The 2,090-nt window shown below is 70.2% G+C and carries 2 protein-coding genes; both read left to right on the top strand.

All coding sequences use genetic code 11. From position 1 onward, the window contains the following. Nucleotides 1-1,407 (top strand): MFS transporter (locus tag V7E09_RS15470; protein WP_324523722.1); only part of this gene is annotated, 1,407 nt, incomplete at its 5' end. 21 nt (nucleotides 1,408-1,428) lie between these two features. Further along, the coding region (gene map, locus V7E09_RS15465; protein WP_324523721.1) for a type I methionyl aminopeptidase at nucleotides 1,429-2,090 on the top strand (662 nt) is incomplete at its 3' end.

Below are 2,090 nucleotides of genomic sequence, written 5' to 3'. Positions count from 1 at the left end.
GCTGACGGCGTCGGCGACGGAGAAGGGCTGCGACCAGGCACCTCAGCTGCGCCAACCGGGCGTGTTGTCGGCCACGCAGTGTGCCGAACGTGGCCAGCACGGTTACGGTGGGCACTGCTGAACAGAAGGGGGTTCGCCATCAGCAGCACGCACGCCGCCAAGGCGACCCGGGGCCGCGCCCTGTTCGCTGGCACCATCGGCAACCTCGTCGAGTGGTTCGACTGGTCCGTCTACGCCTTCTTCCTGCCCTACTTCGCGGCGGCGTTCTTCCCCACCGGCGACCGCATCGCCCAGTTGCTGGCGGGGTTCTTGGTGTTCGCCATCGGGTTCTTCATGCGTCCCCTGGGAGGGGCGCTGCTCGGCTCCTATGCCGACCGGCACGGCCGCCGCGCAGGCATGACGCTCGGCATCACACTCATGGCGGGGGCCAGCCTGGTCATCGCGCTCCTGCCCGACTACTCCCTGATCGGGGTCGCTGCCCCGATCCTGCTGACCCTCGCACGCTGCGTCCAGGGCATCTCGGCCGGGGGCGAGTTCGGCATCTCGTCGGCGTTCCTGGTGGAGAACGCTCCTCCCGGGCGCCGTGCCTGGGCCGGGTCGTTCCAGCAGGTGTCGGTGGGCGCAGGCACCCTGCTGGCGTCCGTGCTCGCCGCAGCCATGTTCCTCGGCCTGCCCGACGCCGACCTCACCGCCTGGGGCTGGCGGGTCGCGTTCGGAGTCGGCGCCCTGCTCGGCTTCCTCGGCCTGTGGCTGCGGCTGGTTGTCCCGGACACCGCCTCGTTCAACCGCGTCCGCGAGGAGGGCCGCATCGCCGCGCGTCCCCTCGCGAAGGTGCTGCGCGAGCATCCCCGGTCGGTGCTGCGGATCATCGGCATGGTCGCCGCGGGGACGGCGCTGGTGCAGTTCTGGTTCGTGTCCCTGCCCAGCATCATGAACCTGCGCACCGGCGTGGAACTGGCCGACGCCCAACTGGCGACCATGCTCGGCCTGGCGGCCTTCACCGTCCTGCAGCCCGTCTCCGGGTGGTTGTCGGACCGGTTCGGCCGGCGTCCCCTGCTGCTGGTCTTCGCCCTCGGGTCGGCGATCTCGTTCGTCCCGATGCTGTCCACCGTCGGCATGACCATGTCGAGCGTCCTGGTCGCCGTGGCCGTCAACGCGGTCCTGCTGGCCGCCTATGCCGGATCGCTGGCCGCCGTGATGGCCGAGCAGTTCCCCGCCGAGGTCCGCACCGCGGGCATCTCGTTGCCCTACGGCATCGCGGTCGCGGTGTTCGGCGGGCTGACGCCGGTGCTGGCCACCGCGTCCCTGCAGCACGACGTGTTCTGGATCTTCCAGGCGGCCATGGTCGCGTTGTGCCTCATCTCCGCCGCAGTGTTCTGGCGTATGCCTGAGACCTCCGGCACCTGACAACCCACGAAGGAGCAGAGCATGATCGAGATCATCAAGGACGAGGACCTGCCGCGCGCCCGCGCCGTCGGGGCGCTGGTGGGCGGCATCCTGCAGGCGATGCGGGAGCGGGCCAGCGTCGGCACGAATCTCCTGGAGATCGACGCCTGGACCAAGGAGATGGTCCTCGACGCGGGGGCCGTGTCCTGCTACGTCGACTACGCGCCGTCGTTCGGCAACGGTCCGTTCGGCCACTACATCTGCACGGCGGTCAACGACGCGGTCCTGCACGGCAAGCCGCACGACTACGTCCTGGCCGACGGTGACCTGCTGACCCTCGACCTGGCCGTCTCCCTGGACGGCGTGGTGGCCGATGCCGCCATCAGCTTCGTCGTCGGCTCGGGCACCCAGGAGGAGCAGGACCTCATCGAGGCCACGCGTGCCGCCCTCGCCGCGGGCATCGCCGCGGTGCAGCCGGGTGGGCGGGTCGGGGACATCTCGCAGGCGATCGGCACCGTCTTGCGAAACGCCGGGTACCGGGTCAACACCGAGTTCGGTGGGCACGGCGTCGGTTCGACGATGCATCAGGACCCGTCGATTCCCAATGACGGCCGCGCCCATCACGGCGCACGGCTGCGGGTCGGCCAGTTGCTCGCGATCGAGCCGTGGGTGATGGCCGACACCGACGAGCTGATCTTCGACGC

This window comes from Propioniciclava sp. (assembly GCF_036744435.1).
Taxonomy (GTDB): Bacteria; Actinomycetota; Actinomycetes; order Propionibacteriales; family Propionibacteriaceae; genus Propioniciclava.
This window is presented reverse-complemented; position numbering and strand designations above follow the sequence as displayed.